Genomic DNA, 8,222 nt, shown 5'->3' on the forward strand with positions numbered 1-8,222 from the left:
TTAAAAGCAAGTGATAATGGTTACCCATCAATACATAGGCATGAATCTCGATATTGAAACGGGCCGACATCTCTTCAAGGAGTCCCAGGAACAACGTCCGGTCGTCATCTGATCCATATATATCCTGACCGCCATTCCCCCGTGACATCACATGGTATATTGCATTCGAATATTCTATTCTCCATTGTCGTGCCATAAGACGCTTTATACACAATAGTTCATAGCAAGTCAGTCATAATCAATAATCAAGGTTTGACCACTTTTATTCCCGGAACGGCAGATGTTTCAAACACCGTTCAACGACTGTCTTTCTGGAGCCGATATTCAACAGGACACATCCGTAACCTGTTGATCGATCGTCACTTTACATTAAAAAACGCACGCATTTTAGACGCTTCTTCCGCCGGGGTGCTGCCAAAGAAACGTTTGAATTCCCGGCTGAATTGGGATGCGCTTTCATAACCGACTTCATTGGCGGCCGTGCCGGCATTCAAGCCGTCCTGGGCCATCAGCAACCGTGCCTTGTGCAGGCGTATGCTTTTCAGATATTGCAGCGGCGATGCGGCGGTGACGGCCTTGAAGTTGCTATGAAACGACGACACGCTCATATTGGCTTCACCGGCCAGGGTTCCGATGTCAAGTTCAGCGTTAAAGTCTGTGTGCATCCGTTTCAGGACTTTGGCAATTTGCCCGAAACGGCTGTGCCGGGCTGCAAGCAATCGTAACGCACTCCCTTGATCGCCGCACAGGACCCTGTAGATGATTTCCCTGACGATCTGCGGCCCCAGTATCCGGCCATCCTGAGGATGGGAGAGGCATTCCAGCAACCGGATGGTAGCGCCGGCCAACTCATCGGTCAGCGGCGTCGAGTAGATCCCCCGGAGAACCGAACCGGACAGCAGGCTGCTGTCGTCCATCTCAAGTAACAGTTCGCTTACGATCGTCGCATCGACGCTGATATAGACGGCCAGCAAGGGTTCGTCAGGACTCCCCATGGTTTCGCATTCAAGGGGAAGAGGAACGGATAACACCAGATAGTTGTAGGGATCATAGGTGTAGACCTCGTCTCCAAGGTATCCGAGCTTCCGTCCCTGGGCGACGATGACGATGTTTGGCTCATAGACCCAGGGGCTCCTCGGCATGTATTGGTTGGACCTGAAAAACCGGACATTCCTAAGGGCTGATTTGGTAAACCATTCCTTTACCGCCAGGGGCTCCAATAATTCCACAAGCCTTTTCTTTTCGTTGATATCTGTGTCCATGGCCATGCTTTAACCCTTTCATTTTTATAAAACCGGAGAATATATCCCAAATATCAGCCATTTTAACAATAATAATATGAATGGCTGTAGAATCAGGCAAGACTTTAGGATGAACGTGTATTGCCGTCCGGTGCAAAGCGTTATAATTTAGGCCACATGAAAACAGTATCCATCACGCAAACATAAAGGAGTTTTTCATATGCTGGATTTTAATGTTTATAACCCGACGAAGATCATCTTCGGCAAAGGACGTATTGCCGATATTTCAAAGGAAATACCCAAAGACGCCAGGGTGCTGATCACCTATGGGGGCGGCAGTATCAAACGCAACGGCGTTCTTGACGAGGTGAAGGCCGCCCTTGGCGGATACAGCCTGACGGAGTTTTCAGGTATCGAGCCCAATCCGACGTATGAGACCTTGATGCGGTGTGTTGAGCTGGTGAAGTCTGAACGTATTGATTTTATACTGGCTGTCGGTGGCGGATCGGTCATCGACGGAACAAAATTTATTGCCGCAGCAGCACTCTTTCACGGAGAACCCTGGGACATTCTTCTGAAATACGGTTCGAATATCCGTCAGGCCATACCGTTTGGTACGGTATTGACACTTCCGGCAACCGGATCGGAAATGAACAACGGCGCGGTGATCACCCGTCAGTCCGTGCAGGCCAAACTGCCCTTTTTCAGCCCGTCCGTCTTTCCCCGGTTTTCGGTGCTGGACCCGGAGAAAACCTACACGCTGCCGGTCAGACAGATCAGCAACGGTGTCGTCGATACCTTTGTCCACATTATCGAACAGTACCTGACCTATCCCGTGGATGGAAAGGTTCAGGATCGACTGGCCGAGGGCCTGCTGCTGACGCTGATTGAAGAAGGGCCACGGGCGCTTGCGGAACCTGAAAATTATGCTGTCCGGGCCAACCTCATGTGGTGCGCCACCTTAGGCCTGAATGGATTGATCGGTGCAGGCGTTCCCCAGGACTGGGCCACCCATATGGTCGGTCATGAAATCACAGCCATGCATGGTGTGGACCACGCGCAAACCCTGGCCATTGTTTTGCCATCCATGCTGACCGTTCGCAAACAGGAAAAACGAGAGAAACTTCTTCAATATGCGGAACGCATCTGGAAAATTCGTGAGGGCAATGACGATCAGAAAATCGATGCCGCCATCGACAAGACCCGTCTGTTTTTCGAAACGATGAAGATCAAGACACGGCTGAGCGATTACGGCATCACCGCCCACAGCATTCCCGTGCTGGTGTCACGGCTCGAACAGCACGGCATGGTCAAACTGGGCGAAAGACAGAACGTAACCCCAGAACTCGTTCGCACGGTCCTTGAGCTTAGCATATAAGAAGGACTCAAAAAGGACGAGTTAAATTTGTTATAAGAGTTGAATTCAAACTTACCTCCGTGTCAGATGCATAACCCATGCTTTGGGGCGGCACGCCCCTCGCCGTCCCCAACAGCAGAATGTTATGGCGTGCATCCAGTAAATACGGATTTTAGATGCTCAACTATCTTTTTAGTATTGTCGTCTTTATTTTCGAGAAACATCAAAAACATCAAGATCAAGGGACAGGTTGATTCTGTTGTTTGAACTGCGATTTGAAGGTCGGGGTGCATTCCAAAACTACTGCAAGAACCGCAGATGAATTGAAGGCAAAGGCGATTTCTCATCTGAAAAAGCTCCAGAAGCTGCCGAGCCGTGTTAAAAATTACTTCAAACACCCGAAGATTGCCTATGCAGCCCAATGTTGATGTATTCAATTGCCGGTTTAATAATATCAAGCTCCCTAACCCTGGCCCTTACCCGGATGAGGCTTCCAGGAAGGTTTTTGCCTCACGGCTTCCATCCCTCCTGCCTTTGCGGGATTCGGTTCTTTGTTGGTAAGGCTTCATACCCTTGCCGGATGCACCGGCAAACGCATGCCTCCTAAAGTACCGACAGGAGAAGTCGGGTTTGGTCGGGACCGACTGGCCCTCCAAACAGCCAATAATGCGACACCGTGTCGCACAACAACGTGCCCTTCACACGGCGGGAGACGAATTACAAAAACCGGCAGTAGAAAGATAACAAACGAATAATAATTAAAGTTAAAAACCCGCACACTATCCGTACTCGGTGTGCAAGGGGCTTGTTCTATTGTTCATCTCTGAAAAAAGAATCATCGGGATCTATCACATACAGCCCGTCAATAATTTTTCCAAAAATCAGGTTGTCACCTTCTATTATATAAATTCCTTCTATAGATACTGGCGTATTGTCGTAATAAACAGTGAATATAAAAGTTGTTGCAGTATCTCCGGATAGTGTTTGAACATTGTTACCAATGGTATAAGTTCCGTTAACTAAATTGGCTATACAATAATCTGCCTCACAATTAGTCCCTTCATACTGACATTTGATAAAATTAAATCGGCCATTATCATAAAATACATATGAATTTACATAAGAATCAAATTGAAAATTACTATCTTCTGATAAATTACATTGACTTCTCCAGGCACCTAATAATGGATATGAAATGTCATTAGAATCACCTGAACAACTCAATAAACAAATAGCAGCGATCAAGATTAGGTTTGTTTTCAATTTATTCCTAAACTAGAGCGTATGCTTCACCGGCTATGTGGCGAATCGTACGCCGGGAAGATTGACGAAAAAGGTCGAAAAACTAAAGACTTACAAAATGGCAAGCTGCAACCCGGTCCGGTGGAAGCAATTGTTCGGTTATGATACAGCCTTTATATATTCTTAATAAATTTACTTACTTTTTTGTTATTAATAGAATCTTCAATCCAAACGTCTAAAATCCATTCATTTTTTCCTACGACACGGTTGATAACATCAAACTTCACATTGTATAGCATGTTTTTTTGAAACTTTGCTTCAAGTAAAAAAACAGAGCCCTCATCGAAATACTCAACATCGACGACCACTTTATGGAGGCCTGGACTGATAGAGACACTGGAATATTTTGGTTTTCTCATTTTAAATGCCATGTAACCATCAGGAATTATATTTAAATATGTGTCGTCAACTTTAATAATTCTAATGCCGTCAGTAGGTTTAATAAATGCAACATCATTACCTATATACAATGTGTATAAGCCATGTTTAGATGTGCAACCAATTCCAATATACAGATATGCCAATATGCTGAAATAAAACAATTTTTTTAAATGATTATTATTCATTGCACCACTTCATTTAAAGCCGAAACCATGGTTCACGGGGCCTGAAACACAACGGCAGGTCCCGTGCAGCCATTTGTTCTCATACATTCAATTACTTTCTATACATATCATATTATTAATTATTTCAACTTCACCGTTAATACCGCCTCGACTATCAATTAAATATCTAAGTTCATATGCCAGAGAATTACAGAGTGAGTCATTATATGTAACTTTGTAGTCGCCATCTATCGAATAGATATTCGATAATCCATTAAGATTCTCAAGGTTATCATTATCCCAAACACTAAGATATCCATCTATATTAATTAGATTTTCTAAACCATCAACCGTTGTTAGGGAATCATTATCCCAAATATTTACAAATTTACCAATATAGCTAAGATTTTCAAAACCAGTAAGATCGGTTAATCCTGTTCGTATTAGCTCAAAGCTACCTGTGTTTTGTACTAATAGGGGAAAATTAACTTTAGTAATATTTGGTTGATTTCCTATGATAAAACCACCGGTAATTGTTAAATTAGATAATGCATCAATGTTTTTCAATTTAATATTATTGAAAATATAAACATTGCCTTCCACTATTGTTAAACATTCAAGGCCAGAAAGATCTTCTAATTCGGTTTGTTGAATTATTAAGTTACCTTCAATTTTTGAATAGCCAGATAAATTGTTTAAATCTTCAACGTCATAAACGATGTAATTTCCATTATATACACGCTCTTCTGCAGAAAAATTAAAATTTGAAAAATCATTATCTTTTGTTTGATAATTAACTTGAACATTAATTTGTTCAGGATAAAAATCAAAACATATCGGTTGAGGCGTAATGACGTATTCTCCTGATTTTTTAGAATGTACATCAAAACAATATTCGCCATTACTTGATGTTATTGTTTTTGCCGAAGCATCCCCACTTAACACAACTTCAACACCCGAGAGTGGTTCACCATTTAAAGTTATTTTTCCACTAACCTTACATCCTACGAATGAAAATAAAGATAATGTTAACGCTATCGATACAAATAATTTTTTCATAAACGAGCCTCCATGTATTTTTTTAAAATAATTAATATTTCAAATGAAAACATTTGAGATAAGACACTGAAAAAAACACCAACTTTTTACCATCGAAACTCAAACGCAAAATTATGCGCAACACACTTTTATTTTTAGAGCTAAATAATCAAAAAAAATTATTTGTTCGCATGCAAGAAACGCACCTTATGCCGCTGTGTGGCAATAATGATGTAAATATAAATACATAGAATAAATACGTAACTTGCGTTAAATTTTATTATTACATATTCTTCTTACGTTTAAGTATTTTAATAGATAAATGTGGTAGTTTTTGTAATATGGTAATTAGTGGCCAGATGATTCATCAGAAGTGATTTAGGCCTAATTTTTAACCTTTTTTCATGGTTCCATTGTTTAATCCTGAAGAATTAAAATACTTTACATCTCAACAGTAAAAATTGCTCAGAAGGTCACTTTTTAAAAACGTAAGAACGTTTTGGTTAGCAGCGCAACTTTTTGCACCTGCTGAATTTTATTTACCTCTTAATTATATGTTTAATATCCAAATTTTCAGTGAATCATAAAATACAGCAATGCCAATAATTGGTATTATGAAAAACAACAGACAAACAACACGAAGCCTACTCATTGTTTGAGGTGAATCAGCACATGAGCTCTTTTTCCATAGAATAATCTCTGCAATAAACCAAAATAAAATGACATACGCCGCCTCAATTAAGTGGTTTCCTGCTAAGCCAGTGCAAGGGGCTTGTTCGCGTCAAAATGTTCATAATGAAAAAATATATTTGAATTTTTTATAATTTGCCGTATATTAATTGTAGTGCAATTGTCAATACAATATAGGAGCTTATTATGGCAAAAACAGCAATCATTCAAACCCGTGTTGATCCAACAGTAAAACAAAATGCTCAAATCATATTAAATAAATTAAATATTTCGATGTCAGAGGCTATTTCAATTTACCTGTCTCAAATAACCTTACATAATGGAATCCCATTTGAAATAAAACTGCCCAATGATGTCACCGAAAAAGTCCTAATGGATTCGGAAAATGGACAAGGTCTACATAAAGTTGATTCCATTGATGATTTATTTCAGGATCTTGATAGTTGAATATCCATTACACAACTCAATTTAAAAAGGATTACAAGAGGCTCAAGAAGCAAAACAAAGACCTTTCAAAATTGAGAACCGTTCTCGAAAAGCTATGCTCGGGTAAACTATTGGAACCAATCTATCGAGATCATCCCCTATCAGGAAACTGGAAAAATCATCGGGATTGTCACATTGAACCCGACTGGATTTTAATCTACCGAATCACATCTGAAGACTTATACCTCGAAAGAACCGGATCACACTCTGATCTATTCAAAAAGTAGCTAATCCAAAACGCTCCAAGTCAGGGGGCGCATGGTCGAGTAGGCCGAAGGAACCTCCCCCTCAGCCTCTCACAGAACCGTACGTGAAACTCTCGCTTCATACGGCTCCTCCTGTCCAACGTTTCACTTTTCAGCTCTATGCGGTCCAATGTGGGAACCAGCTCGGATTCATTTGCCTTGCACGGTTTATTCGATTGGCCGCCTGTGTTAATGTTTTCAGTTGTTTGTACTTAGCTTTCGCCCATCGGCTCAAACGCTTGTCAAAATGAAAAAGGACATTCCGGATGATACTTTTTCCAAACAGTCCGTAATACGATAGCCAGCCTCTCAGCCGGGCTTGACTGTATTCCCGGATATCCGTTAGCTCCTCATGGCGCCAATACTTCCAAGGCCAGCTGTTGATTTCCTGGCGTATCCGTTTTGCCGCTTTCTGACTTACGGCCGCCATGAAAAACAATCCCTGCTTGCCTTGACCCGTCTTGACCCAACGGGGTCTGAACGTATAGCCGAGAAAATCGAAGGTCACCTTTTCATAATTGAACTTGCTTCGACCTCCTTTGCAAAATGCGATCTTTGTCTTTACGGGATGAAGTTGGAGGCCGCATTGCTCAAACCTTTCTTCCAGCCGTGACTTTAAATCCAGAGCTTCACGTTCGCTGACACAATGACATACAATGTCGTCGGCATATCGCTCAAACTGAATTCCAGGCCAATTCTTCACCACCCATACATCGAACACGTAATGCAGGTAGAGGTTCGCCAGAAGAGGACTGATGACGCCCCCTTGCGGTATTCCTTTCCGTTTCTCCTCAAGGCGTCCGTCTCCGTGTTGCACCGGTGCCGTCAGCCACCTTCTGATGTACATCAGTTGCCATGGTTCTTTGACGTGCTTCATGACTGCCTTCATAAGCCGGTCATGGTCTATTTCTTCAAAGAAGCCTTTGATGTCCATATCCAGTATCCACCCTCGGTTTTCACATCGTTTCTTGGCTGTTATCAACGCATGATGCGCTGACTTGCCGGGACGATAACCATAGGAGTCCGGATGAAAGTGTCTCTCCAGTTCCGGCTCAATCTGAATCTTGACGACCATTTGCGCTATCCGATCCGATACCGTGGGAATTCCCAGTGGCCGGATACCCCCATCCGGTTTTTCGATCTCTACTCGCATAACCGGCGGAGGTTGATAGCTGCCCGACGACATTCTGTTCCAAAGCTTGTAAAGGTTGTTGTCGAGATTCTTCTCGAAATCAGTCAGTGACTGAGAATCGATCCCATAACCACCTTTGTTCGCTTTGACTCGTTGAAATGCATCATAGAAAACATTTATCGGAAT

Annotated in this window: 9 protein-coding genes; 3 read left to right on the forward strand and 6 right to left on the reverse strand. The window is 42.3% G+C overall.

What is annotated here, in order from left to right; translation table 11 throughout:
- The coding region (locus ACYQ11_RS21450; protein WP_459925883.1) for a transposase at positions 1-196 on the reverse strand (196 nt) is incomplete at its 3' end.
- Between the two features lie 163 nt (positions 197-359).
- Complete coding sequence (locus tag ACYQ11_RS21455; RefSeq protein ID WP_459925884.1) at positions 360-1,268, reverse strand: AraC family transcriptional regulator; 909 nt, start codon at positions 1,266-1,268, stop codon at positions 360-362.
- Positions 1,269-1,461: 193 nt separating this feature from the next.
- Between ACYQ11_RS21455 and ACYQ11_RS21460 the strand changes: the two genes are divergently transcribed.
- Entirely contained in the window at positions 1,462-2,619 is a 1,158-nt protein-coding gene (locus ACYQ11_RS21460) for an iron-containing alcohol dehydrogenase (protein WP_459925885.1), read from the forward strand.
- A gap of 789 nt (positions 2,620-3,408) precedes the next feature.
- Here ACYQ11_RS21460 and ACYQ11_RS21465 read toward each other — a convergent pair.
- The 3 genes from ACYQ11_RS21465 to ACYQ11_RS21475 form a co-directional block, all read right to left on the reverse strand.
- Entirely contained in the window at positions 3,409-3,861 is a 453-nt protein-coding gene (locus ACYQ11_RS21465; protein ID WP_459925886.1) for a hypothetical protein, read from the reverse strand.
- Positions 3,862-4,013: 152 nt separating this feature from the next.
- Complete coding sequence (locus ACYQ11_RS21470; protein ID WP_459925887.1) at positions 4,014-4,466, reverse strand: hypothetical protein; 453 nt, start codon at positions 4,464-4,466, stop codon at positions 4,014-4,016.
- An 87-nt stretch (positions 4,467-4,553) separates the two neighbouring features.
- Positions 4,554-5,504, reverse strand: coding sequence for a transthyretin-like family protein (locus ACYQ11_RS21475; protein WP_459925888.1), 951 nt, complete (start codon positions 5,502-5,504; stop codon positions 4,554-4,556).
- 855 nt (positions 5,505-6,359) lie between these two features.
- Here ACYQ11_RS21475 and ACYQ11_RS21480 point away from each other — a divergent pair.
- Both ACYQ11_RS21480 and ACYQ11_RS21485 read left to right on the forward strand, forming a co-directional pair.
- Positions 6,360-6,620, forward strand: a complete 261-nt coding sequence (locus tag ACYQ11_RS21480; RefSeq protein WP_459925889.1) for a type II toxin-antitoxin system RelB/DinJ family antitoxin — start codon at positions 6,360-6,362, stop codon at positions 6,618-6,620.
- Positions 6,617-6,886 (forward strand): type II toxin-antitoxin system YafQ family toxin, encoded by a 270-nt coding sequence (locus ACYQ11_RS21485; protein ID WP_459925890.1) that lies wholly within the window; start codon positions 6,617-6,619, stop codon positions 6,884-6,886. The genes ACYQ11_RS21480 and ACYQ11_RS21485 overlap by 4 nt, the downstream gene beginning before the upstream one ends.
- A gap of 136 nt (positions 6,887-7,022) precedes the next feature.
- Here the strand turns inward: ACYQ11_RS21485 and ltrA are convergent.
- Positions 7,023-8,222: group II intron reverse transcriptase/maturase (gene ltrA, locus ACYQ11_RS21490; RefSeq protein WP_459925891.1), on the reverse strand; the 1,200-nt coding region annotated here is incomplete at its 5' end.

Source organism: Desulfatiferula olefinivorans (genome assembly GCF_054657895.1).

What these genes read in the sequence shown, in the direction of transcription:
- ACYQ11_RS21455 (WP_459925884.1), bottom strand. Translation starts at nt 1,268, where the DNA reads ATGGCCATGGACACAGATATCAACGAAAAGAAAAGGCTTGTGGAATTA.
- ACYQ11_RS21460 (WP_459925885.1), top strand. Translation starts at nt 1,462, where the DNA reads ATGCTGGATTTTAATGTTTATAACCCGACGAAGATCATCTTCGGCAAA.
- ACYQ11_RS21470 (WP_459925887.1), bottom strand. Translation starts at nt 4,466, where the DNA reads ATGAATAATAATCATTTAAAAAAATTGTTTTATTTCAGCATATTGGCA.
- ACYQ11_RS21475 (WP_459925888.1), bottom strand. Translation starts at nt 5,504, where the DNA reads ATGAAAAAATTATTTGTATCGATAGCGTTAACATTATCTTTATTTTCA.
- ACYQ11_RS21480 (WP_459925889.1), top strand. Translation starts at nt 6,360, where the DNA reads ATGGCAAAAACAGCAATCATTCAAACCCGTGTTGATCCAACAGTAAAA.